This is a genomic window from Rhodoferax sp. LS1P39 (genome assembly GCF_056521425.1).
In genome coordinates, this window is record NZ_JBWMAV010000020.1 from 35335 (window position 1) to 59139 (window position 23805).

Here is a 23805-nt window from a genome sequence, read left to right on the forward strand (position 1 = left end):
CGCTTTTCGCCAACCCCCTTGCAGGGGGCGATACCAGTGGCCTGGCAAAGCCAGGGCCAGCTATCTCTGGAACGGTCGGCTCGCCTTCGGCTTTGCCTCAGGGCGACGGGAGCCTTTTGCCCCTTGGTTGCTTTGAGCAACAGTATTCATCGCTATTTTTTAAAATTAAACGTGTAATATTTCCATAACTTAGTAAAATTACACGGATGATTTACCCCACCCGCGACATCGAACCCGAACTGACCCAGCTCCTGGACGAGTTCCCCGCCGTGGTGTTGCTCGGCCCCCGGCAGGTCGGCCAGACCACGCTGGCCCAGCAGTGGGTGGAGCGCAGCGCCGCCACGGAACAGCCCGCCGTCTACCTTGATCTGGAACTGCCCTCGGCCCGCAGCCAGCTCGACGATGCCGAAGGCTTTTTTGCCGCCCACCCCGGTCAGCTCATCGTGCTTGATGAGGTGCAGCGCGTGCCCGAGCTGTTTGCCACCCTGCGCGGTGTGATCGACCAGCGCCGCCGGGCCGGGGCCACGGCGGGGCAGTTTTTGCTACTGGGCTCGGCCTCGGGCGTGCTGCTGGGACAGGCCTCCGAAAGCCTGGCCGGGCGCGTGGCCATGCTGGAGCTGCGGCCTTTCCAGGAGCGCGAGCTGCCGCCGGGCGATGCAGGTCCGCTGGCGCTGCAAAACAGCCTGTGGGTGCGCGGCGGTTTTCCGCTGTCGGCCCTGGCCAAAACCGACGCGTCTAGCCTGCGCTGGCGCAACGCCTTCATCACCAGCTACCTGGAGCGCGACATCCCCGCCCTGGGCCTGCGCATCCCGGCCACCACCCTGCGCCGCCTGTGGACCATGCTGGCCCACCACCAGGGGCAGATGCTGAACCAATCCCTGCTGGCCGGGGCGCTGGCCGTGTCGGGCCAAACCGTGGGCCGCTACATCGACGTGCTGTGCGACCTGATGCTGGTGCGCCGCCTGCCGCCCTGGACCGGCAACGTCGGCAAACGCCTTGTGCGCAGCCCCAAGGTCTATGTGCGCGACAGCGGCCTGGCCCACGCCCTGCTGGGCCTGCCCACGCTGGATGCCGTGCTGTCCCACCCCATCGCCGGGCAAAGCTGGGAGGGCTATGTGCTGGAGCAACTGGTGGCTGCCGCCCCGCACGCCGAAGCCAGCTTCTACCGCACCTCGCACGGGGCCGAAGCTGACTTGGTGCTCACCGCCGCCAGCGGCACCACCTGGGTCTGCGAGATCAAACGCTCTTCCGCTCCCAGCGTCTCGCGCGGTTTCCATGAAGCCGCCAAAGACCTCAACGCCAGCCGCAAACTGCTGGTCGCCCCGGTGCCCAACCGCTACCCGGGCAAGGAGGGACTGGAGGTGCTGTCGCCGTTGGAGGCGGTGCGGTTGCTGGCGGAGTTGGCGTAAATGAACCCCGCCTGCTGCCCCACAAACCCATCAAAAGCCGCCAGCAAAGGCGCGAAGCGGTCGGCATCCCCCTCCAGTTGCACCAGCGCCGCACAGGTGGCCTCCAGCGTAGACAACTGGTCCGGCAGATGCGCCTTGCGGATGCGGTAGTGCGAAGGTGGCAAGCCGCGCAGGGCCAGGCGGGGTAACTGTTGCAGCGGCGGACTTTGGTAGAGCATCTTGCGGCTTTTGCGCCAGGTGCCGTCCAGCACCACTAGGCGCAGGCGCGACGGGTCTTGCAGCCACTCGGGCGGTAGCGGGGGCGGAACCTGCAGGTCCAGGGCCGTGTCCAAGGGCGTGTGGGGGTACAGCAGCAGGGTGTGCCGGTCATCCACCGGCCAGACCGGCGCGGCAAACGCCTCACCCACCACGATACGGCTGTGCGGCAGGCTGAGGTGCAACAGGCGGGCACTGCCTTTGGCCTGGTGCACCTCCAGCGGATGCTGCAGCACCAGCACCTCCACCGCGTGGGCCGTAGGGCGCACCCAGTGGCATATGCAGGTGCTGGATGGGCGCAGGCACAGGCCACACTCGGGGCGATGGATGACAGAAACCATGGGGCATTGTAGGAAGCCACTTCACACGCATCAGTTACTATGGTTTTGATAGCCACTCGTGCAAGCAGAATAAGCACAGGCTGCCATTTTTATTCAAGAAAAAATCGACACAGCGCCATGACAACGCTCCTCCTCCGCGCCAGCCTGCCCCTGGCCTTTTTGCTGGCCAGTTGCACCACAACCACCACCAAGGTGGCCCAGGCGGTGAACGAGGCCCAGGCCGCCGCCAACGTGGCCACCACGGCGGCCATCGTGGCGCAGTCGGCGGCCAGCGCACCGCGTGCGCCCGGTGCGCCGCCCTCACCGCTGCCGCTTTTTGCCACCGTGCTGCAGGGTGCGCAGCGCAGCATCGGGCTGTTTCCGGTGTACCAGCGCGACGAGCGTTTCTGGCTGGAGCTGGGGCCGGACGACTTCGGCAAGCCCTTCTTTTTGTCACCCAAGATGGCCAACGGCATTGGCGAGGGCGGGCTGTTTGGCGGCCGCATGCTCAGCCCCCGCCTGGTGGAATTTCGCCGCGTGCACAACCTGGTGCAACTGGTGGCGCGCAACACCGACTTCGTGGCCCCGCCCGGCACGCCCGAGGCCCGGGCCGTGGCCGCCGCCTACGCCCCCAGCCTGCTGGGCAGCACCCCCGTGGCTAGCCAGCCGCACCCCAACCGCCAAAGCGTGCTGGTGGACGCGGGTGCGCTGTTCATCAACGACATGGGCGGCGTGGCCCAGGCGCTGGCCCACACCTACCGGCAAAACTACGGCGTGGACATGCGCAACTCGGCCATTCTGAAGGTGCGCGGCACGCCGGACCTGCTGGTGCTGGAGGTGATGAACCACTACGCCACCGCCAGCATCGCCCTGCCCGCGCCCGGCAGCAGCCTGCCCGGTGCGCCCCAGAACCTGGTGGACCCGCGCAGCATGTTCATCCAGATCCACTACTCGCTGGCCCGCCTGCCCGCGCACACCATGGCCCCGCGCCTGGCCGACCCGCGCATCGGCCACTTTGTGGAAGCGGCAGACCAGTTTGGCGACGACCTGGCCCCCACGGCCCGGCAGCGCTTCATCGCCCGCTGGCGGCTGGAGAAACAAGACCCGCTGGCCGACCTGTCCGAGCCGGTCAAGCCCATCACCTACTGGATCGACCGCAGCGTGCCGCTGAAATACCGCGAAGCCATCCGCGCGGGCATCCTGGCCTGGAACCCGGCGTTTGAGCGCATTGGTTTCAAGGACGCGATCCGGGTGCAGCAGCAAGCCGACGATGCCGACTTCGACACCCTGGACTTTGGCCGCGCCTCGGTGCGCTGGTCTACCAACAACCGCACCGGCTTTGCCGCCATCGGCCCGCGCCACGTAGACCCGCGCAGCGGCGAAATTCTGGATGCCGACATCCGCATCGAGAGCCAGAGCGTGCGCGCCACCCGGGCCTCTGCCGTGCGCCGCCTGGAATCCACCGCCGCAGAGGCCAGCCAGGACTGCGACATCGGCGCAGAAGCCGGGGAGCAACTGGCCTACGCGCTCGACCTGCTGGCCGCCCAGGGCGACATCGCCCCCGACAGCCCCGAGGCCGAGCAGTTCGTGCGCGACTACATCACCAGCCTGACGGTGCACGAGGTGGGCCACACCCTGGGCCTGCGGCACAACTTCCGCGCCTCGCGCCTGTTCACCCAGGCGCAGCTGGCCGACCCGGCCTTTACCCGGGCGCAAGGCCTGGGCGGCTCGGTGATGGATTACATGCCGGTCAACCTGGGCCTGCCCGGCCAGCCGCGCCCGGTGGCCTTCCAGACCACCCTGGGCCCCTACGACTACTGGGCCATCGACTACGCCTACCGGCCCCTGGCGCCCGCGGTGGAAGCCGCCACGCTGGCGCAGATTGCCAGCCGCAATGCCGAGCCCGCCCTGGCCTTTGGCACCGACGAAGACTTCTACCTCGGGGCCGACCCCGAAACCCTGCAGCGCGACCTGGGCGGCGACCCGGTGGCCTTTGCCCGGCAGCGCTTCGCCATTGCCCACAGCGTGTTCCAGCGCCTGGAGACCCAACAGCCCCCCCCCGACCAGGACTGGAGCCGTGTGCGCCGCCTGCTGCGCGAATCACTGAACGACGCAGGCTCGGCCACCGGCATCCTGCTGCGCCAACTGGGCGGCGTGCGCATGCTGCGCGACTTTGCCAACACCGGACGCGACCCGGCCCAGGCCACGCCCGCCGCCGACCAGCGCGCCGCGCTCGACCTGCTGCTGCGCGAGGTGCTGGCCGCCGACCGCTTTGCCATCTCGCCCGCCCTGCAGCGCCGCCTGGTGCCCGACTACCTGGCCCGCGCCGAAGCCCCCGCCAGCGCGGGCGACCTGCCCTTGGCCCGCGAGGTGTTTGGCCTGCGCCTGCTGGTGCTCAACCACCTGATGGGCGACGCGCTGGCAGGCAAGCTGCTGGACAACGACAGCCGCCGGGCCCCCAGCGCCGACGCGCTGCGCCTGCCCGAGCTGGTACAGCGTGTGCAAGCCGAAGTCTGGGCCGATCTGGCCGCCCCCAGCCCAGAGCAACGCGAGCTGCAGCACGCCTACGCCGAGCGCCTGGCCGCCCTGGTGCTGCGCCCCGCCGGGGCCACCCGCGCCGATGCCCGCAGCCTGGTGCGCGGCCAGGCCACGGCCTTGCTGGCCCGCATCACCACCGCCCAGCAGCAGCGCGGCAACAGCCCGGAAGCACGCCAGCACCTGGCCGATACCGCCCTGACCCTGCGTAACGCTTTGTCGGCCAAGCTGGTGCGCGCGGGCTGATTTTTAGATAAAAACATGGCCTACCGCCCATTCCATGGGCGTGACAAGCTATTTATTAGATAGCGCACAGGGGCTGTCGCCAACCGGTCATTGGCGGTCTATGGGCGTAAGTACCGCATCCAAAACCGCGCGAGAATGCTACGCTTTGTAACTCTTTGTCTGCAAGGTATCCCGGGCTCCGGATAGCTTGCAGACAAGTTTTTCTCGTAACCGTCTTTTGGAAAGCCCCCGCCATGATCTTCAACGGTTTACGCAATCTCACCATTTCCCGCCGCCTGGCGCTGCTCAACTTCAGTGCGCTGATCGGGTTGGTGGTGCTCACGGCGGTATTCCTCACCTCCGAGCGCCGCCTCATCATGGAAGAGCGGCAAAACAGCGTGCGCCAGGCGGTGGAAGTGGCGCACAGCCTGGTGGCCAGCTACCACGGCCTGGTGGCGCAGGGCAAGGCCACCGATGCCGAAGCCCAGGCCCTGGCCAAAACCGCGCTCAAAGCCCTGCGCTACAGCGGCAGCGAATACTTCTGGGTCAACGACCTGCAGCCGGTGATGGTGATGCACCCCATCAAGCCCGAGCTGGACGGCAAGAACCTCAGCGAGAACAAGGACCCCACCGGCAAGCACCTGTTTGTGGAATTTGCCAACACCGTGCGGGCCAGCGGCGGCGGTTTTGTCAACTACATGTGGCCCAAGCCCGGCAGCGAAAACCCGGTGCAGAAAGCGTCTTACGTCAAAGGCTTTGCGCCCTGGGGCTGGGTGATTGGCTCGGGCGTGTACGTGGACACGGTGGACGCCACCATCCAGGGCCGCATCCTCAGCTTTGGCCTGGCCACGCTGGTGCTGGTGGGCGTGCTGCTGGCCCTGGGCGTGCTGATTGCGCGCGGCCTGCTGCGCCAGCTGGGCGGTGAGCCCGATTACGCCGCCACCATCACCGGCCACATGGCGCGCGGCGACCTGTCGGTGCCGATTGCTTTGCGCCCCGGCGACACCCGCAGCCTGCTGCACGCCATCGACGGCATGCGCAACAGCATTGCCAACATCGTGGGCGAGGTGCGCAGCGGCACCGACAGCATTGCCGCTGCGTCCAGCCAGATCGCCGCGGGCAACAACGACCTGAGCATGCGCACCGAGCAGCAGGCCAGCGAGCTGGAGAAAACCGCCTCGTCGATGGAGCACCTGACCCACACCGTGAAGCAAAACGCCGACAACGCCCGCCACGCCAGCCAGTTGGCCGCGGCCGCCAGCACCGTGGCCATCAAGGGCGGCACCGTGGTGGCGCAGATTGTGGGCACCATGGGCACGGTCAACGCCAGCTCCAACAAGATCGTGGACATCATCGGCGTGATCGACGGCATCGCGTTTCAGACCAATATCCTGGCGCTGAACGCTGCCGTGGAAGCCGCCCGTGCCGGGGAGCAGGGCCGGGGCTTTGCGGTGGTGGCCAGCGAAGTACGCAGCTTGGCCCAGCGCAGCGCGGCAGCGGCCAAAGAGATCAAGACCTTGATCAACGAGTCGGTCAGCAATGTGGAACACAGCACCCGGCTGGTCAACGACGCAGGCACCACCATGACCGAGGTGGTGCAAAGCGTGAAGCGGGTAACCGACATCATCAACGAGATCGCCGTGGCCAGCCAGGACCAGTCGCAAGGCATCGACCAGATCAACGGTGCCATCACCGCCATGGACGGCGTGACGCAGCAAAACGCTGCGCTGGTGGAAGAAGCCGCGTCGGCCGCCGAATCCATGCGCAGCCAGGCCGAGCGCTTGTCGGAGCAGGTCAGCGTGTTCAAGCTGGGGAGCTAACGCCCCCCCAAACAGCCTACTTCTTCAGCCGGAACACCCGCACGCTCTCCGACACCGCCTCCGACTGCCCGTGCAGCGCAGTGGCGGCGGCGGCAATCTGCTCCACCAGTGCCGCGTTTTGCTGGGTGATGCTGTCCATCTGGGTGATGGCATCGTTCACCTGCGCAATACCCTGCTGCTGCTCGCGCGAGGCGGCACTGATCTCGTTCACCAGCAAGGTCACCCGGCTCACCGAGGCCAGGGCATCGCCCATGGTGACCTGGGCGGCATCGGCCAGGCGGCTGCCGCTGTCCACCGTGGCGGCAGACTCGGCAATCAATGTTTTCACCTCGCGCGCCGCCGAGGCCGTGCGCTGCGACAGCGCCCGCACCTCGCTGGCCACCACGGCAAACCCGCGCCCCTGGTCGCCCGCGCGCGCCGCTTCCACGGCGGCGTTCAGGGCCAGGATATTGGTCTGGAAGGCGATGCTGTCGATCACCTGGATGATCTCGCCGATGCGGTGCGACGAGGTGCTGATCTCGCGCATGGTGCGGGTCACATCCTGCACCGCCTCGCCGCCGCGGCGGGTCACGGCATCGGCCTGAGCCGCCAGCTGGGCGGCCTGGATGGCGGAGTCGGTGTTCTGGCGTACCGTGGCGGTGAGCTGCTCCATGGAGGCTGCGGTTTGCTCCAGGCTGCTGGCCTGGCTCTCGGTGCGCTGCGACAGGTCGTTGTTGCCTGCGGCAATCTCCTGGGTGGAGACGGACATGTTTTCCACCCCGCTGCGCGCATCGCGCACGATGGACAACAGGTTGACGTTGAGCTGGTTCAGCGCCGCCGACAGGCTGCCCAGGGCATCGGTGCCCTGGCTTTGCAGACTCTGCGTCAGGTCCCCGGCAGCCATGCGGTTGGAAAAAGCCACCAGGGCCAGCAGCGGGTCGATCGCCAGGCTTTTCAGCACCCAGCCGCCCGCCAGCGCGCAGACCAGCACCGTGGGCACCGCCACCAGCGCCACCGACCCGGCCGATGCCCCACCGATGGCCACCCCGGCCACCACACCCAGGGCCGTCAGCGCTCCGGCGGCCAGGGTCAGCTTGCCCGCCAGCCCCAGCGTCAGCGCCGTGGCCGTGCGCCCTGCCAGGGTGTTCATGCGCAGGTGGCCGCCGTCCAGGCAGGTGATGCGCTGGCCCTGGGCCTTTTCGGCGCGCATGCGGGCGTACAGCGCGGTGGCGGCATCGATGTCGGCGCGCAGGGGTTCGGTGCGCACCGACATGTAGCCGGTAGGCTGCGTGCCCTCCATCAGCGGCGTGACGTTGGCCCGCACCCAGTAGTAGCTGCCGTCCTTGCGGCGGTTTTTCACCATCGCCGACCAGGGCCGCCCGGCCTTGATGGTGGCCCACATGTCGCGAAAGGCCTCTTCGGGCATGTCCGGGTGGCGGATCAGGTTGTGCGGCTGGCCCACCAGTTCGTCGCGGCTGAAGCCGCTGACCTCGATGAAGTACGGATTGCAGTAGCGGATATTGCCCTGCAGATCAGTCGTGGAGACCAGGGTCTGGCCGCTGGGGAAGGGGTATTCCTGGTTCAGGATGGGTTGGTTGTTGCGCATCAAGGTCCTCATCGGTTGTGGATCGACAAACAGGGTTCCGTGGTGGTGTTGCGGCCCCACCGGCCCGGCCCGCGTCGGCTAGCGCAGGCGCGGCAGGCCCAGGCCCGCCACCGTGGGCAGCGTGAACACCGCCACCGAAGCCACCAGGTCCTGCGCCTGGGTTTTCATGCTGCTGGCCGCCGCCGCCATTTCTTCCACCAGGGCGGCGTTTTGCTGGGTGACGTGGTCGATCTGCGAGACGGCCTCGCCGATCTGCGACACACCCGCGCTTTGTTCGTTGCTGGCGGCGCTGATCTCGCCGACGATGCCGGTCACGTGGCGGATGGCGGACACCACCTCGGCCATGGTGGTACCCGCCTTGTCCACCAGCGCCGTGCCCTGGGCCACGCGGTCCACGCTGGCACCGATCAGCAGCTTGATTTCCTTGGCCGCCTCGGCGCTGCGCCCGGCCAGGGAGCGCACCTCGCTGGCCACCACCGCAAAGCCCCGGCCCTGCTCGCCCGCGCGGGCAGCCTCCACCGCGGCGTTCAGCGCCAGGATGTTGGTCTGGAAGGCAATACCGTCGATCACGCCAATGATGTCGGCGATTTTTTTGGAGCTGTCGTTGATGCCCTGCATGGTGGTCACCACCTCGGCCACCACCTCGCCGCCCTGCACCGCCACGGTACTGGCGCGCTGGGCCAGCTGGTTGGCCTGGGTGGCGCTGTCGGCGTTTTGCCGCACCGTGGCGCTGAGCTGCTCCATCGAGGCGGCGGTTTCTTCCAGCGCGCTGGCCTGCTGCTCGGTACGGGCGCTCAGGTCGTGGTTGCCCTGGGCGATCTCGGAGCTGGCGGTGGCCACACTCTCCGAGCCCAGGCGCACCTGGGTGACCAGCCGCACCAGGCTGGTCTGCATGCTCTGCAATTGCGCCATCAGGCTGCTGCTGTCCCCGGGGCGCAGGCGGATCTGCACCCCCAGATTGCCTGCGGCCACACCCTGCGCCAGGGCTGTGGCGGTGCCGGGTTCGGCCCCGAGTTGGCGCACGATGGAGCGGGTGATGAGCGCGCCGACCACGGCCGCCAGCAGCACGTTGAACAGGCCGAAGCCGATCAGCAGCATACGTGCCTGGTGGTAGTCGTGCATCGCCGCGACGTAGTCCCGCTCGTTGTTCTCCTGCTGCAAGTGGATGCTCTCGGCAATCGCCTCCTGCCACAGCGTGTTGGCCGGGCCGGCCTCTTTGAGCAGCAGCGCGGTGGCGTCGGCGGGCTTACCGGCCATGCCCAGCGCCAGGACCTGGTTGTTCAGCGCGCGGGCGGTCTGGGCGGCTTGGGCAATCTTGTCGCCCAGGGCTTTGCCGGTGTCGCTGGCAGGAAACGCCTGCAGCGCGGACCAGGCCTTGTCGTAGGTATCGCGCGCCTCGGTGATCTTGCGCATCTCGCTGTTTTTGGCCGCCGGGTCGTCCAGCAGCGCAATGGTGCGGATGACGCGGGAGACGATGTGCACGTCCTGCGACAAGGTGGTGTTGAACGCGATCTTGGCGTTATTGACCTTGACCACCTCCTCCAGATCAGCCGCCACGGCTGCCAGCTTGTGCAAGGCCAGCCCCGCCGACAGCAGGGACAGCAGCAGCACCAGACCAAAGCCGAAGTTCAAACGCGTGCTGACTTTCAAGTCGGAAAGTTGCATGGAAAGCGTCCTTTCAAAGGGTGCGAGAGCCGTCCGCAAAGACGTTGCGGCACAGGCCCGTCCTGCTACACCACTGCGATACGTAACCGATAGTAACTAGTTTGTACGCGATATTGGCTACGCAATGGAGTCTTTTTACACCCGTTTATCGGTCTGTAGCAAGCCACCCGAAAGCTATATAAAAAATAGCTGGTTACGCTCTATCCATAAGCACCAGGGCTTGAAAAAGGCATTGAATCTACGCCACCGCAGTCCGCCCCAGGCGCCGCAGAGCCGCCCTGGCCAGGCGACTGGTGCCGCCCGCCTGATAGGGGGAGAGAGTGCTGCGCAACCTTGAGCCTGGAGGTGTCACCAGGCAATTGCTATGAAAAATGCAGCTGCTAGCGCTTATTCAATAAGCGCTAGCAGGCCAATAGGCTTAAAGAAACGGCTCCTGTAGAGATTGCGCCCACCCTACGGTCCGTTGCGGCCTCTGGTGGAACCAGCCGCCTCAGCGGCCAAATCTGCCTGCGCAGCCCAGTGACGAACCGTGCGGGAAGGCGTAGCATGTTCTCGCGCAGCATTCCGCCCCCCATGAGAACGTGCTTTCGTTCTATCAGCCCGGCCATTGACAGGCGGCTGCGCACCTGCCGCGGCCACCACATCCAAAGGGGAACGCCATGGCCTTTTATTCCAGCCTGTTGTACTTGAAAGAATTTCGCTGCGTGACGGAGACCGCCGGAGAAGCGGGCAACGACAGCCCGTACTTCATGGTCTTTGTGGGCAACCAGAGCCAGGAATTCTTCACCGATGTGGTGCGGGTGCGCATGCCCGCCTGGGACGGTGCCGCCTACAGCGGCAAGCTGTTCACACCCAACCTGTGGGTGCACAACCATGTGGACGCGAACTCGGTGGTGCTGGTGGCGCTGGTCGAGGAAGACGACGGCCCCGATGTCGGCGGCTCCAACCTCAGTATTCTGCAACTGCTGATGAAAGCCAAGTTCAACAGCTACCGCGACTGGAACCTGACCCTGGCCCAACGTGCCAGCCTGATGGCCAACCATTTCCGTACCTACATCACGGACATTCTGGGCAACGACGATTACATCCAGACCAAGCACCTGCCCATCAGCGCCGCCGTGGGCGACCTGCCTTTGCTCAACTTCTATGGCGACGGCGGGCACTACCGGGTGCGCTTCATGATGATGGATACCCAGGGATGACAGCTGGGGCGTGCCTAGAACTTCGGCATGCCGCCGCCGCCCAGGCCCTTCATGCCACCCATGCGCTTGATCATCTTCATCATGCCGCCGCCCTTCATCTTCTTCATCATGTCCTGCATCTGGCTGAACTCGTTGAGCATGCGGTTGACCTCTTGCACCTGCACCCCGGCACCGGCGGCGATGCGGCGTTTGCGGGTGGCCTTGATCAGGTCGGGCTTGCGGCGCTCCAGCGGGGTCATGCTGTAGATGATGCCTTCCTTGCGGCGGATGTCGCGCTCGGCCTTGTCCATATCCATGGAGCCGGCCTTGGCGGCCATCTGGGCGGGCAGTTTGTCCATCAGGCTGGACAGGCCGCCCATTTGCTTCATCTGCTGGATCTGGCTCAGGAAATCGTTCAGATCGAAGCTTTCGCCGCTTTTGACCTTGGCGGCCAGCTTTTGCGCCGCGGCCATGTCGACCCCGGCGGTGACCTGCTCGACCAGCGCCAGGATGTCGCCCATGCCCAGCACGCGCCCGGCGTGGCGCTCGGCATCGAACACTTCCAGGCCGTCGATTTTTTCGCTGGTACCGGCAAACTTGATGGGCACGCCGGTGACGTGGCGCACCGACAGGGCCGCACCACCGCGCGAGTCGCCGTCGGTCTTGGTGAGGATGATGCCGGTCAGCGGCAGCGCATCGGAGAAGGCCTTGGCGGTGTTGATCGCGTCCTGGCCCTGCATGGCATCGACCACGAACAGGGTTTCGACGGGCTTGAGGAAGGCGTGCAGGTCCTTGATTTCGCGCATCAGCACTTCGTCGATGGCCAGGCGACCCGCGGTATCGACCAGCAGCACGTCAAAGTAGTGCTTGCGGGCGTAGTCGATAGCGGCGGCGGCGATGTCCAGCGGCTTCTGGTCGGGCGTACTGGGGAACCACTCGGCCCCGGCCTGCTTGGTAACCATCTTGAGCTGCTCGATGGCGGCCGGGCGGTACACGTCACCGGACACGGTGAGCACTTTCTTCTTGCGCTTCTCAATGAGGTGCTTGGCCAGCTTGGCGGTGGTGGTGGTTTTACCTGCGCCCTGCAGACCGGCCATCAGAATCACCGCGGGCGGCTGCGTGGCCAGGTTGATGTCGCTGACACCCTCGCCCATGGTGCGGCTGAGTTCGCGGTTGACGATGCCCACCAGCGCCTGGCCGGGCGAGAGCGAGCCCATCACCTCCTGGCCCAGGGCTTTTTCTTTCACCCGCGCAATGAAGTCGCGCACCACCGGCAGGGCCACGTCGGCCTCCAGCAGGGCCATGCGCACTTCGCGCAGCATGTCGGCCACGTTGGACTCGGTGATGCGGGCCTGGCCCCGGATTTCTTTGACCAGGCGGGAGAGTTTGTCGGTAAGAGCGGAGGCCATAAAGAAGTGTCCGGGGAGGGTTGGGCTAGCAAGAACAGAAGAAATTAGGACTTACGCAGCGCCCCTGTATCGCCCTTCGGGCTTACAGGGGGAACTTGCGTAAATCCTGGAAATATAGGGATAGGGTGAAACGCTAAACTTCGCCCATGATTTTAACGACCACGCCCCTTGCCACCGTGCTGCTGTTCGCCGCCACGGCGCTGGCCTATGCCGTGCCTGCCGTAGGGGCTGGGGCCTTGAGCATGCGCGCCAGCCGGGCGGCCCTGTGGCTGGCCTGGCTGCTGCACGCCCTGGTGCTGAGCCTGGGCCTGTTTGGCACGCCGCCGCGCTTTGGCTTTGCGCCCGCGCTGTCGGTCACGGCCTGGCTGGTGCTGACGGTGTACGCGGTGGAAAGCCATTTGTTCCCGCAGTTGCGGGCCCGCTGGGCGCTGGCCGGGCTGGGGGCGGTGGCGGTGCTGCTGGCCCTGCTGTTTCCCGGCACGCCGCTGCACGAAATGGCCTCGCCCTGGCTGCCGCTGCACTGGGCGCTGGGCATTGCCTCGTACGGCCTGTTTGCTGCCGCCGTGGTGCATGCCTGGCTGATGACCCGGGCCGAGCGCCAAATGCGCCTGGCCGCCGACACACACAACGGCATCCCGCTGCTGACGCTGGAGCGGTTGACCTTTCGGCTGGTGACGGCGGGCTTTGTGCTGCTGTCGGCCACGCTGCTGGTGGGCTGGCTGTTTGGCGAACAGCTCTACGGCATCCACGGCTGGAAGTGGAGCCACAAGACCATATTTTCGGTACTGTCCTGGCTGACCTTTGCGGTACTGCTGCTGGGCCGCAGCCGCTTTGGCTGGCGTGGCCGCAAGGCGGTGCGGGTGCTGTACGCCGGGGCCGGGCTGCTGCTGCTGGGCTATGTGGGTTCGCGCTTTGTGCTGGAAGTGGTGCTGGGGCGGGTCACATGAAGCTGCTGATCATCTTGCTGGCGGTGCTGCTGGGCGTGTGGCTGTGGCGCTCACGCAGGGGGCCGTCCAAGCCGCCCAAACCCTCCAAGACCACCCAGGCCCTGCAGGACATGGTGCCCTGCAAGGTATGCGGCGTGTTGTTGCCGCAGACCGAAGCCCTGACCACCGCGCACGGCGTGTACTGCGGCCCGGCCCACCGCGCACAGGCGGAGCAGGCCCCACGGTGATGCCCGCCAGCCCCGCCGCGCACCTGGCAGAGCCCGACCCGCTCGCCTTGGCGCGGATCTGGTACGGCTTCATGACCGCCCGGGTAACGATTGCCCTGGCGATTCTGGTCTGGCACGGCGCGTTGCTGGTATTGGGCCAGGCGGTGTCGCCCTGGCTGCTGCTGTTTTGCAGCGGCTACCTGGCCAGCGCACTGGCGCTGCGCCTGACCGGGCGGCCCAGCCACAGCGAGCCGCCTTCCAAACGCTTCTGGATCGGCACGGTGGGTATGGATGCCCTGGTGTTCTCCACCCTGCAACTGATGCAGTCGGGCGGCAGCGTCAACTACAGCCCATTGCTGGGGTTGCCGGTGCTTTTGGCGGCGGTACTGGGCCGGCGGGCCATCGCCCTGGGCACGGCGGCCGGCATGACGCTGCTGCTTTTGCTGCTGGACGGCTGGAAGCTGTATGCCCGCCAGGCGGGCGACGAAGCCGCCCTGTTCATGCAAAGCGGCCTGACCGGCATGGGCTATTTTGTGGCGGCTTTTCTGGTCAACCAGCTGGCGGCCCGGCTGGAGCGCGAAGAGCAGTTGGCTCTGCGCAGCCAGCAAAACGCGCAGTTGCAAACCCGGGTCAACGAGCTGGTGATTGAAAGCCTGACCGATGGCGTGTTGGTGGTCGATGCCAGCGGCAGCGCGCGGGCGGCCAACCCGGCGGCCCGCCTGCTGCTGGGCACCGACAGCCGCCATGGCCACGCGCCGCTGCAACTGGGCAGCCAGCCCGGCTGGCAGGCGCTGCTGGCGCTGGCGCAAAAAACCTTTGCCGACGAAAACCCGCAGCAGGCCGACATCCGCATCCAGCACAGTGGCCGCAGCCCGCGCCGGGTGCGGGTGCGCACCCGCATGACGGCGGCCATGGAAGGGCAGACCGACAGCCTGTGCGTGATGTTTCTGCACGATCTGCGCGAAATGGAAGCCCGGCTGCGCACCGAAAAAATGGCCGCCATGGGCCGCATGTCGGCCGCCGTGGCACATGAGATCCGCAACCCGCTGGCCGCCATCACCCAGGCCAATGCCCTGCTGGAAGAGGAACTAAGCGACCCGGCCCAGCAGCGGCTGACCACCATGGTGCGGCACAACGCCCAGCGCCTGGCCAAAATTGTCGACGAGGTGCTGGAGATTGCCCGGGTGCCAGTGCGCTCCAAGCACGACAGCGTCCCTCCACAAATCAAACTGGACGAGGCGGTGGACAACATCTGCCGCGACTGGTCGCAACAGGACCCGGCCCGGCGCAAGGTGCAGGTGTCGCTGGGCACACTGGGTTTGCCGGTGGAGTTTGACCCCGACCACCTGCACCGCGTACTGGTCAACCTGCTGGACAACGCCCTGCGCTATGAGAGTGGCCAGGTCGGGGCCGTGCAGGTTGGCACCCAGTTGCTGCCCAGCCGGCAATCCAGCCTGCAGGTGTGGAGCGACGGCCCACCGATGGAGCACACGGTGGAGCAGCATTTGTTTGAGCCTTTTTTCAGCTCGGAGAGCCGATCCAGCGGTTTGGGTCTGTATATTTGTAGGGAACTGTGCGAACGCCACCGTGCCAGCATCGGCTACCAGCGCAGCAGCCGGGAACGCAACGGCCTGGCGGTGCAGGGCAACGAGTTTTTTGTGCAGTTTCGCCCGCCCAAGCCCAGCTCCCTGGTGGCGCGCCCTTTTGACATCCAACCGGTCTGACCCATCCCCGTATCCTCACCGTATGGCCCAGCCCCCTTCAACCTTAGCCGCATCCGTCCTGGTGGTGGACGACGAGCCCGACCTGCGCACGCTGTACGAGCTGACCCTGCTGCGCGAGGGCTACCGTATCGACACCGCCGCCAACCTGCAGGAGGCCCGTGTGCTGCTGGAGAGCAAGCGCTTTGACGTGGTGATCACCGACATGCGCCTGCCCGACGGCCTGGGCCTGGCCTTGCTGCACGGCCTGAAAGCCCAGCAGCGGCCCGAGCGCGTCATCGTCATGACCGCCTACGGCTCGGCCGAGAACGCCGTCGAGGCCCTGAAGGCCGGGGCCTTCGACTACCTGACCAAGCCGGTGGACCTGAAGCAGTTCCGCGCCGTGGTGGTCTCGGCCATCCAGGACACCAGCCAGGCCGCACGGTCTGTAACCAACAGCGAAAAAGCCCCCTTGCGCTTATCTGGTGCGCACGGAGCGCTACAAAAACTGGTAGGAACCTCGGAGGCCATGCAAGGGGTCAAGCAGCGCATCGTGAAGGTGGCGCGCAGCATGGCCCCGGTGCTGGTGCGCGGCGAATCGGGCACTGGCAAGGAGCTGGTGGCCCAGGCCCTGCACGCCAACAGCCACCGCGCCGCCGGGCCGCTGGTGGCGGTGAACTGCAGCGCCATCCCCGAGAACCTGCTGGAAGCCGAGTTCTTTGGGGCCAAGAAAGGCTCGTACACCGGCGCGCTGCAAGACCGGCAGGGCTACTTCCAGGCGGCCCGCGACGGCACCCTGTTTCTGGACGAGATCGGCGACCTGCCGCTGGCCATGCAGTCCAAACTGCTGCGCGCCATCCAGGAACGCAGCGTGCGCCCGCTGGGCTCCACCCAGGAGGACGCGGTGGACGTGCGCATCGTCAGCGCCACCCACAAGGACCTGGCCGCCGATGTGCGGGCCGGGCGCTTCCGGCAGGATTTGTACTACCGGCTGAATGTGATCGAAATCGCCGTGCCCCCGCTGCGCGAGCGCCGGGGCGACCTGCCTGCGTTGTGCGAGGCGCTGCTGGCCCGCATCGCTCTGGAGTCCGGCATGCCGGTGCCCCTGCTGTCGCCCGAACTGCTGGCCCAACTGGCCAGCCACCCGCTGAGCGGCAATGTGCGCGAGCTGGAGAACCTGCTGCACCGCGCCGTGGCCATGGGCGATGGCGATGCGCTGCATGCCGACTTTGACGCTACCGAGCCGACCCCGCTGGCGGAGAGCAGCTTGTCCACCGCCACTTTCACCGCTACCGCGCCGTCCACCGGCATCCCCAACGACCTGCAAGCCTTTTTGGACCAGCAGGAGCGCGACATCCTGGTCAAGGTGCTGCAGGAGACCGGCTTCAACCGCACCGCTACCGCCCAGCGCCTGGGCCTGAGCCTGCGCCAGATCCGCTACCGCATCGAGCGCCTGAACATCGCCACACCGCAAGACAATGAACCCCAAGACCCCTGACACAAAGCCCGCGCCGCAAGCCCCGCTGTGGCGCAGTGGCTGGTACCGGTTTGCCCACCAGCACCCCTCGCCCAACTTCGGCCCCCGGCCCGTCGGTGCGCGCACCGACCTGGTGGTGGTGCACTCCATCAGCCTGCCGCCGGGCCAGTACGGTGGCAACCATGTGCAAGCCCTGTTTGGCAACACGCTGGACTGGAGCGCCCACCCGTATTTCGAAAGCATCCGCGGCCTGCAGGTGTCAGCCCACTTCTATATCCGCCGCCAGGGCGAGCTATGGCAATTTGTGAGCGCCGACGACCGGGCCTGGCACGCCGGTGTCTCACAGTACCGGGGCCGCAGCAACTGCAACGATGACTCCATCGGCATCGAACTTGAGGGCCTGGAGGGCGAAACCTTCGAGCCCGCGCAGTACGACACCCTGGTCAGCCTGCTGGCCGCGCTGGTGCCCGCCTACCCCATCCACCATGTGGCGGGCCACGAGCACATCGCGCCGGGCCGCAAGCACGACCCAGGGGTCGGCTTTGACTGGCAAGCGGTGCAGCGCGGCACCGGCTGGGACGCACGCTACTTTCCACCGGTGGAGCAAAAATAAAAATGTAACAATGCGGGCCCTTCCGCGTGGCCCCGGCGGCGCGGGAGCCAGGCACTGTACCGTTTTGCAAGGCAAATGCCCCGCCAAGCCGCTTGTTTACTGGATGTGCATACCGTCTGCCTGATGGAACAACGCTTGCCGGACGATTGCCACCACAAGGCCCGCAAAGCCCCAGACCGCCGTGGCCATCCAGGTCGCGATACACTACCGGTAGTGGCTTGAATTGATTCCAGACCCTATATATAGTGCCTGACTTGCATTGCAAAGTGGCCCCATTCCCTAACATAACGTGAAAGTTGGGTGGGCTCTTTACCGCTTTTTGCAGAAATCCCCCGCCCGTTTCAGCCCGCCCCATCCACTCCTACCGTCAGCCCCCAAGGAAACCATGCAAACTGCATTGAACACCCCCTCCGCCGTCCAGCCGCTGCAACCTGCCCTGCCTCCCCATGACCCGGCTCCCCGGTCGGACCGCAGCGATGCCAGTGCGCCCGAGATGCTGGCGCACTACCAGATCATCCGCCGCAACGGCGCCGTGGTGCCTTTCGAGCCGGGCAAGATCGCCATCGCCATGATGAAAGCCTTTTTGGCCGTGCATGGCACGCAGGGCGCGGCCTCGGCCAGCGTGCGCGAAGTGGTGGACACACTGACCCAAGGCGTGGTGCGCGCCCTGGTGCGCTCGCGCCCCGGTGGCGGCACTTTCCATATCGAAGACGTGCAGGACAACGTGGAACTGGGCCTGATGCGTGGCGGTCACCACGAAATCGCCCGCGCCTATGTGCTGTACCGCGAGCGCCACACGCAAGAACGCGCCAAGCAGGTCGCCGAGCAGGCCCCTGCCGCCCCGGTGTTGCACGTGCTGGACGACGGCCAGCGCGTCGCCCTGGACACGGCCCGCCTGCAACAGCTGATCGAGCAGGCCTGCGCCGGTTTGGGCAGCGAAGTCACCGCTGCGCCCATCGTGGCCGAGACCATGCGCAACCTGTACGACGGCGTGCCCATGGAAGAGGTCTACAAGGCCGCCATCCTGGCCGCCCGGACCCTGATCGAAACCGATCCCGACTACACCTACGCCACCGCCCGTCTGCTGCTGCATACCATCGCCAAAGAGGTGCTGGGTGCCGACCTGACGCAGGCCGAGCTGGCCGCCAAGTACGTGGATTACTTCCCCCAGTACATCCAGAAAGGCGTAGACAACGAGCTGCTGGATGCCGCCCTGCTGACCTACGACTTGCCGCAACTGGCCGCCGCCCTGAAGCCCCAGCGCGACCTGCAGTTCGACTACCTGGGCCTGCAGACCCTGTACGACCGCTACTTCCTGCACGTGCGCAAGACCCGCATCGAGCTGCCCCAGGCCTTCTTCATGCGCGTGGCCATGGGCCTGGCGCTGAACGAACCCCAGCGCGAAGCCCGCGCCATCGAGTTCTACGAAGTGATGTCGTCGTTCGACTTCATGTCCAGCACGCCCACGCTGTTCAACAGCGGCACGCTGCGGCCCCAGCTCTCCAGCTGCTACCTGACCACCGTGCCCGACGACCTGGACGGCATCTACGAATCCATCAAGGAAAACGCCCTGCTGTCGAAGTTTGCCGGTGGCCTGGGTAACGACTGGACCCGCGTGCGCGCCCTGGGCAGCCACATCAAGGGCACCAACGGCGAATCCCAAGGCGTGGTGCCGTTCCTGAAGGTCGTCAATGACACCGCCGTGGCGGTGAACCAGGGCGGCAAGCGCAAGGGCGCAGTCTGCACCTACCTGGAAACCTGGCATCTGGACATCGAAGAGTTCCTGGAGCTGCGCAAGAACACCGGCGACGACCGCCGCCGCACCCACGATATGAACACCGCCAATTGGGTGCCCGATCTGTTCATGCGCCGCGTCATGGAAGGCGGCAGCTGGACCCTGTTCTCGCCCAACAACGTGCCCGACCTGCACGACAAGTTCGGCGCCGAGTTCGAAGCCGCCTACGTGGCCTACGAAGCCCGCGCCCAGCGCGGTGAGATCAAGCCTTCGCGCACCCTGCCCGCCAGCGACCTGTGGCGCAAGATGCTGACCATGCTGTTCGAAACCGGCCACCCCTGGATCACGTTCAAGGATGCCTGCAATGTGCGCAGCCCCCAGCAGCACGTGGGCGTGGTGCACTCCAGCAACCTGTGCACCGAGATCACCCTGAACACCAGCGATTCTGAGACCGCCGTCTGCAACTTGGGCTCGGTGAATCTGCTGCAACACATCAAGGATGGTCAGCTTGACCACGCCAAGCTGCAAAAAACCATCACCACGGCCATGCGCATGCTGGATAACGTGATCGACATCAACTACTACGCCGTTCAAAAGGCCCGCACCTCGAACATGCTGCACCGCCCGGTCGGCATGGGCCTGATGGGCTTCCAGGACAGCCTGTACGCGCTGCGCATTCCCTACGCCAGCGAGGCCGCCGTGGCCTTTGCCGACACCTCGATGGAAGCCATCTGCTACTACGCCTACTGGGCCTCCAGCGAGCTGGCCAAGGAACGCGGCCAGTACTCCAGCTACAAGGGTTCGCTGTGGGACCAGGGCATCCTGCCGCTGGACACCCTGGATCTGCTGTCCCAAGCCCGCGGTGGCTATGTGGATGTGGACCGCTCCTCCACCCTGGACTGGGGCAGCCTGCGCCAGAAAATCCAGGCAGACGGCATGCGCAACTCCAACTGCGTGGCCATTGCGCCCACCGCCACCATCTCCAACATCATTGGCGTGGATGCTTCGATCGAACCCTGCTTCGGCAACCTGTCGGTCAAGTCCAATCTGTCGGGCGAGTTCACCGTCATCAACAGCTACCTGGTGCACGACCTGAAACGCCTGGGCCTGTGGGACAACGTGATGCTGATGGACCTGAAGCACTTCGACGGTTCGCTGCAATCCATCGACCGCGTGCCGCATGAAATCAAGGCGCTGTACCGCACCGCGTTCGAAGTCGAAACCACCTGGCTGGTGGAGGCCGCCTCGCGCCGCCAGAAGTGGATTGACCAGGCCCAGTCGCTGAACATCTACATGGCCGGTGCCTCGGGCAAGAAGCTGGACGACACCTACAAGCTGGCGTGGACGCGTGGCCTCAAAACCACCTACTACCTGCGCACCCGCAGTGCCACCCATGTCGAGAAATCGACCGTGGCCGCAGGCCGCATGAACGCCGTGTCGTCGGGCCAGACACCCAGCCAAAAGATGAGCGCCATCGACACCGCCGCCATGGCTGCGCGCCAGCAAATGAACGCCGATGCTCTCAGCGCCAGCCCCGCCACCGACATCAAGTTTTGTGCGATCGACGACCCGGGTTGCGAAGCCTGCCAGTAAGCATGCCAAGGCATCGTAAAAAGCGCCTTTTTTACGATGCGATTGAGCAACAAAGCCCCTAAAAACAGCCGCATTGGAAATGAATACTTTTCATTTTTCAATGCTGCTCTCATAATCCTAGCATTGGAAAATCTATGTTGACCTGGGACGAAGAAGTCAAGCCCTCACCGCCATCTGCAGCCTCCCTCGGTTTACCCACCAGCCGTGTGGAAACCCACGCTGTTTTTCCAGCCGAAACTCCTTCCACAGCCCCCTCGGCCATGGCTACCGCCACCGCCCACGTCGCCGTGCAGGCCACCGCAGCACGCCGCGTCAACGCAGCCGACAAGCGCATCATCAATGGCCAGACCGACGTGAACCAGTTGGTGCCGTTCAAGTACAAATGGGCCTGGGAAAAGTACCTGGCCTCCTGCGCCAACCACTGGATGCCGCAAGAGGTCAACATGACCCGCGACATCGCCCTGTGGAAAGACCCAAACGGCCTGACCGAAGACGAGCGCCGCATCGTCAAGCGCAACCTGGGCTTCTTTGTCACCGCCGACTCGCTGGCCGCCAACAACATCGTGCTGGGCACCTACCGCCACATCACTGCACCCGAGTGCCGCCAGTTCCTGCTGCGCCAGGCGTTTGAAGAAGCCATCCATACCCACGCCTACCAGTACATCGTGGAGTCGCTGGGCCTGGACGAGAGCGAGATCTTCAACGCCTACAACGAAGTCGCGTCCATCCGCAACAAAGACCAGTTCCTGATCCCCTTCATCGAAGCGATCATGGACCCCAACTTCCACACCGGCACCACCGAAACCGACCAGACCCTGCTCAAGTCGCTGATCGTCTTCGCCTGCCTGATGGAGGGCCTGTTCTTCTATGTTGGCTTCACACAAATCCTGGCGCTGGGCCGCCAAAACAAGATGACCGGTGCGGCCGAGCAATACCAGTACATCTTGCGCGACGAGTCCATGCACTGCAACTTCGGTATCGACCTGATCAACCAGCTCAAGCTGGAAAATCCGCATCTGTGGACGGCCGAGTTCAAGACCGAGATCAAGGACCTGTTCATGCGTGCCGTCGAACTGGAATACCAGTACGCCGAAGACACCATGCCGCGTGGCGTACTGGGCATGAACGCCTCCATGTTCAAGGGCTATCTGCGCTACATCGCCAACCGCCGTGCCACCCAGATCGGCCTGGAAGCATGCTTCCCGCACGAAGAAAATCCGTTCCCCTGGATGAGCGAAATGATCGACCTCAAGAAAGAGCGCAATTTCTTTGAAACCCGCGTGATTGAGTACCAATCGGGCGGCGCGCTTTCCTGGGACTGAACGCCATCACGTCCATGCTTTTAAATACCGCGCAAACCCCGACCTGCATGCAGGTGCGGAATACCCTTTGCGCCCCCGAGTCCATGGTGCTGGGCACACGCCCAACACCATGCATCGCTCTATGCCTAACAATCGGTATAAAGTGCTCTTTGTAAACAGATCAAGGAGAAAATAATGGCAACTGCAAAAAAACCGGCCGCAAAAAAGGCCTCCCCCGCAAAGGCGGCAACTCCTACCAAGGCCGTCGCGGCGAAAAAAGTAGCTCCCGCTAAAACCGCGGCCAAACCGGTCGCGGTAAAGGCCGCGCCCGCCAAGGCAGCACCGGCCAAGAAGGCCGCCGCTCCCGCTAAAAAGGCAGCACCCGCCAAGAAAGTAGCCGCAGCCAAGGCAGCACCCGCCAAAGCGGCACCTGCGAAGGCGGCACCGGTCAAAGCCGTAGCCAAGGCCGCTCCAGCTGCCAAGAAAGCCGCTCCCGCGAAAAAGGCTACGGTCGCCAAAGCCGTCGTTGCCAAGGCCGTCGTTGCCAAGACAGCACCCGTGAAAGCGGCTCCCGCCAAGAAGGTCGCAGCAGCCCCCAAAGCCGCAGCCAAGGCCGCAGCTCCTGCCAAAAAAGCGACCGTCGCCAAAAAGGCCGTGGTAGTTGCCAAGGCAGAGCCCGCCAAGAAGGCCGCAGCAGCCCCTAAAGCCGCTGCCAAGAAGACCGCCGCCAAGCCAGCCTCAGCACCGGCTGCCGCATCGGCCCAAACGACCCTCAATCCGCAAGCGGCCTGGCCTTTCCCTACGGCCAACAAGCCCTGACCGGATACGTTGGATCCGCATCAGGCTCGGTATCGAAAGGTACCGGGCCTTTTTTATGGGTAGAAGGCCCGCAAACGGTAGCCGACGATGCGCCCCTTGTTGGGGTTGTCGATGACCCGCACATCGACCGACATCGCCCACTCCCGCCCTGCAAACAGCACCCGGGATGCCGTCCCCAGCTCGACCGGGGTCAATACCCGCCGAAACACCGCCTGCTCGTCGATATCGGTCAACACAAACTCGATTGCGGGCATCGCCACGTCCAGCATCGCCTGGTTCTTGAGCACCAGATTCAGCCGGTAAGCATCCTCGTTTTGCAAGGCGCTCAGTGTGGAGCTGTCAATAACGATGGCTTCGATCTGCCGCAAAGCCTGTACCGTACACCCGAGCCGGGCACAGGCCGCCTGCAGCCAGGGACGGGCCTCAGGCCAGGTTGCAGCCAGGCGATCACGCCCCTGGAAAATACCTTGCAGGCCCAGGGTCACCACCAGCAGCACCGCCGCAGCCACCCACAACCCGCGCATGAACGGGCGCGGCACCGCGGCCGGGGAAGAGGCTTCCCGGATAAAGGAATAGCTGCCGCCGTCCATAGGCTCAGGCGACAGAACAGGCTGGCTGTCCGGCACTACATCGACTTCAGCGGCAGGCAGTGACACCGGCGGCTCCAGGGCTTCGGGCTCCGGAAGCACGTCCACCTCGAGCTCGACCTGCGCAGGCGAAACCGAGTTCGGTACATCCGGCAACGGTTCAGGCGTGGCGGCGAGTTCCGGAGGCGGCTCGGCAGATGCGGGGGTAGACGGCGACACCTCGGGCAAGGAACCTACCGGCTGAATCTCCAGGTGCTCTGCCTCACTTTGCTGCAGATCGCCGGAAGCGTCGAATATTTCCCCGCAATGGCCGCAGCGCACCCAGCCTTCAGAGATGCGGAGCTGGTCAGGAACGACCTTGAACAGGGTCCCGCATACCGGGCAGCGCGTGATCAAGGCCATGGTCTGCGGGCTTCGTGCTCG

17 protein-coding genes and 1 pseudogene are annotated in these 23805 nt (G+C 65.4%); 12 read left to right on the top strand and 6 right to left on the bottom strand.

The window, feature by feature from the left end; genetic code table 11:
* The first annotated feature begins 206 nt into the window (after positions 1–206).
* Entirely contained in the window at positions 207–1409 is a 1203-nt protein-coding gene (locus tag AC097O_RS22720) for an ATP-binding protein (RefSeq protein WP_479595234.1), read from the top strand.
* Here AC097O_RS22720 and AC097O_RS22725 read toward each other — a convergent pair.
* The gene (locus AC097O_RS22725; protein WP_479595235.1) at positions 1337–2005 is read right to left on the bottom strand and encodes a tRNA-uridine aminocarboxypropyltransferase; all 669 of its coding nucleotides are present in this window, start codon (positions 2003–2005) and stop codon (positions 1337–1339) included. The two genes, AC097O_RS22720 and AC097O_RS22725, sit on opposite strands and share 73 nt — an antisense overlap.
* A 117-nt stretch (positions 2006–2122) precedes the next feature.
* On the opposite strand from AC097O_RS22725, the gene AC097O_RS22730 reads away from it, so the two are divergent.
* Together AC097O_RS22730 and AC097O_RS22735 are read left to right on the top strand one after the other, a co-directional pair.
* The gene (locus AC097O_RS22730; RefSeq protein ID WP_479595236.1) at positions 2123–4765 is read left to right on the top strand and encodes a zinc-dependent metalloprotease; all 2643 of its coding nucleotides are present in this window, start codon (positions 2123–2125) and stop codon (positions 4763–4765) included.
* Between the two features lie 233 nt (positions 4766–4998).
* The gene (locus AC097O_RS22735) at positions 4999–6564 is read left to right on the top strand and encodes a methyl-accepting chemotaxis protein (RefSeq protein WP_479595237.1); all 1566 of its coding nucleotides are present in this window, start codon (positions 4999–5001) and stop codon (positions 6562–6564) included.
* Positions 6565–6580: 16 nt separating this feature from the next.
* Here the strand turns inward: AC097O_RS22735 and AC097O_RS22740 are convergent, their stop codons facing one another.
* Together AC097O_RS22740 and AC097O_RS22745 are read right to left on the bottom strand one after the other, a co-directional pair.
* Positions 6581–8149: a methyl-accepting chemotaxis protein gene (locus AC097O_RS22740; protein WP_479595238.1), complete on the bottom strand. Its 1569-nt coding sequence runs from the start codon at positions 8147–8149 to the stop codon at positions 6581–6583.
* 78 nt (positions 8150–8227) lie between these two features.
* Positions 8228–9814, bottom strand: coding sequence for a methyl-accepting chemotaxis protein (locus tag AC097O_RS22745; RefSeq protein ID WP_479595239.1), 1587 nt, complete (start codon positions 9812–9814; stop codon positions 8228–8230).
* A 659-nt stretch (positions 9815–10473) separates the two neighbouring features.
* Here AC097O_RS22745 and AC097O_RS22750 point away from each other — a divergent pair.
* Entirely contained in the window at positions 10474–11016 is a 543-nt protein-coding gene (locus tag AC097O_RS22750) for a hypothetical protein (RefSeq protein WP_479595240.1), read from the top strand.
* Positions 11017–11030: 14 nt separating this feature from the next.
* Here AC097O_RS22750 and ffh read toward each other — a convergent pair whose 3' ends face one another.
* On the bottom strand, positions 11031–12404 hold the full coding sequence (gene ffh, locus AC097O_RS22755) for a signal recognition particle protein (RefSeq protein WP_367848717.1): 1374 nt from the start codon (positions 12402–12404) through the stop codon (positions 11031–11033).
* 146 nt (positions 12405–12550) lie between these two features.
* Here ffh and AC097O_RS22760 point away from each other — a divergent pair, with 146 nt between their 5' ends.
* The 8 genes from AC097O_RS22760 to AC097O_RS22795 all read left to right on the top strand — a co-directional run bounded on the left by AC097O_RS22760 (position 12551) and on the right by AC097O_RS22795 (position 22795).
* Positions 12551–13351 (top strand): cytochrome C assembly family protein, encoded by an 801-nt coding sequence (locus AC097O_RS22760; RefSeq protein WP_479595241.1) that lies wholly within the window; start codon positions 12551–12553, stop codon positions 13349–13351.
* On the top strand, positions 13348–13578 hold the full coding sequence (locus AC097O_RS22765; RefSeq protein WP_315192084.1) for a PP0621 family protein: 231 nt from the start codon (positions 13348–13350) through the stop codon (positions 13576–13578). The genes AC097O_RS22760 and AC097O_RS22765 overlap by 4 nt, the downstream gene beginning before the upstream one ends.
* On the top strand, positions 13578–15281 hold the full coding sequence (locus AC097O_RS22770; protein WP_479595242.1) for an ATP-binding protein: 1704 nt from the start codon (positions 13578–13580) through the stop codon (positions 15279–15281). Before AC097O_RS22765 ends, AC097O_RS22770 begins: the two co-directional genes overlap by 1 nt.
* Positions 15282–15303: 22 nt before the next feature.
* Positions 15304–16755, top strand: a complete 1452-nt coding sequence (locus AC097O_RS22775) for a sigma-54-dependent transcriptional regulator (RefSeq protein ID WP_479595243.1) — start codon at positions 15304–15306, stop codon at positions 16753–16755.
* Entirely contained in the window at positions 16736–17347 is a 612-nt protein-coding gene (ampD, locus tag AC097O_RS22780) for a 1,6-anhydro-N-acetylmuramyl-L-alanine amidase AmpD (RefSeq protein ID WP_479595244.1), read from the top strand. The genes AC097O_RS22775 and ampD overlap by 20 nt, the downstream gene beginning before the upstream one ends.
* Positions 17348–17732: 385 nt before the next feature.
* Positions 17733–20675, top strand: a complete 2943-nt coding sequence (locus AC097O_RS22785) for a ribonucleoside-diphosphate reductase subunit alpha (RefSeq protein ID WP_479595245.1) — start codon at positions 17733–17735, stop codon at positions 20673–20675.
* A gap of 134 nt (positions 20676–20809) precedes the next feature.
* Positions 20810–21997 carry a ribonucleotide-diphosphate reductase subunit beta gene (locus AC097O_RS22790; RefSeq protein ID WP_479595246.1) on the top strand — a complete coding sequence of 396 codons (1188 nt, stop codon included), beginning with the start codon at positions 20810–20812 and terminating at the stop codon, positions 21995–21997.
* 174 nt (positions 21998–22171) lie between these two features.
* Positions 22172–22795, top strand: a complete 624-nt coding sequence (locus AC097O_RS22795; protein ID WP_479595247.1) for a histone — start codon at positions 22172–22174, stop codon at positions 22793–22795.
* Positions 22796–22848: 53 nt separating this feature from the next.
* Here AC097O_RS22795 and AC097O_RS22800 read toward each other — a convergent pair whose 3' ends face one another.
* Both AC097O_RS22800 and AC097O_RS22805 read right to left on the bottom strand, forming a co-directional pair.
* Positions 22849–23601 carry a DUF3426 domain-containing protein gene (locus tag AC097O_RS22800; protein WP_479595266.1) on the bottom strand — a complete coding sequence of 251 codons (753 nt, stop codon included), beginning with the start codon at positions 23599–23601 and terminating at the stop codon, positions 22849–22851.
* A 78-nt stretch (positions 23602–23679) separates the two neighbouring features.
* Positions 23680–23784 (bottom strand): annotated as a pseudogene (locus AC097O_RS22805) (zinc-ribbon domain-containing protein); the annotation flags it as partial.
* Positions 23785–23805 lie beyond the last annotated feature (21 nt).